Genomic DNA, 1,318 nt, shown 5'->3' on the forward strand with positions numbered 1-1,318 from the left:
GGATCAATCTCAAAAGTTGTGTGTGAATTAAAAACTACAGATCTTTGTAATAATAAATAATAACCGTGGAAAACTATATTGAGTTTGTAAAAATGATTTTACCTGAGTTTTTAGTAGAACATTTTGATTTAGTAAAAACGATAAAACAAGGTGAAACAATGCACCTATATTTTGAAGAATTTAATAGAGTCCCGGATGAAGCAAAAGACCGTATTCTTATAGGTCATGGATTTCATAATGAAACCACAATACAAGATTTTCCTTTACGAGGAAATAGTGTTTATCTTCATGTCAAGCGTCGTCGTTGGTTAGATAAAACTACTCGCGAATTAGTACAGAGAGATTGGAATCTAGTAGCAAAAGGCACTCGTTTAACTGATGAGTTTGCCTCTTTTTTAAAAGAAATTAATAGATACTAAGGCAAGTGATTGCCATACAATAGGAGGTTTCTTTAATATTGATGGTAAAAAACTACAACGCCAATACAAAGATTCACTAAGTGATTTTCAAGCTTGGGAACATAAAGAACACGCTAAAGACTATCTTCTTTTTCCTGAAAACATAGGTCCTAAACTATCAATAGACGAAACAGCTTTGTCAAAAGGTGAGCTCTATACAATTATTACAAACAAATATAGTAGAGGAAAGCAAGGGAGTATAGTAGCAATTTTTTCTGGCACTAAAGTAGAGCCTATTATAGAGAAGCTTCTTACAATCTCCTCTAAGACAAGATCTAAAGTTAAGGAGATAACACTTGATATGGCAAATTCTATGAAAAAAATTGTTACGAAGTGCTTTGTTAATGCGACACAAGTAACAGATCGTTTTCATGTACAGAAACTAGTAAATGAAGCATTACAAGATATTAGAATACAAGAACGTTGGAATGCTTCAGATATTGAAAACAACTTAATCCTACAAGCTAAAAAAGAAGGTAAACAATTTATTCCAATAGAATTTGATAATGGAGATACAGCTAAGCAACTACTTATAAGAAGTAGATATCTACTAACTATGGATCCAAGTAAATGGACTACTAATCAAATGCAAAGAGCAGATATATTATTTAATCAATATCCTTTGATTAAACAAGCTTATAATGTAGCGCAAAACTTAAGAATAATATATAACACAACCACAGTAAAAGAAGTAGCTTATACTAAACTGGCTCATTGGTACAATGATGTTATGAAGATTAATTTAAAACAATTCGGCACTGTTATCAATACAATGCAAATCAATTATAAAACAATTCTTAACTATTTTGATAATAGAAGTACCAATGCCTCTGCTGAATCTTTTAATGCAAAAATTAAAG

2 protein-coding genes are annotated in these 1,318 nt (G+C 30.8%); both read left to right on the forward strand.

Going from position 1 to position 1,318, the window contains the following annotated elements; genetic code table 11:
• Window positions 1-65: 65 nt before the first annotated feature.
• Window positions 66-419, forward strand: a complete 354-nt coding sequence (locus GJV76_RS15545; RefSeq protein ID WP_160339156.1) for an ISAon1 family transposase N-terminal region protein — start codon at window positions 66-68, stop codon at window positions 417-419.
• Window positions 420-456: 37 nt separating this feature from the next.
• On the forward strand, window positions 457-1,318 hold an 862-nt coding region (locus GJV76_RS15550; RefSeq protein ID WP_455429741.1), incomplete at its 3' end, for an ISAon1 family transposase.

This window comes from Myroides albus, from assembly GCF_009711045.1.
GTDB classification, from domain to species: Bacteria; Bacteroidota; Bacteroidia; order Flavobacteriales; family Flavobacteriaceae; genus Flavobacterium; species Flavobacterium album_A.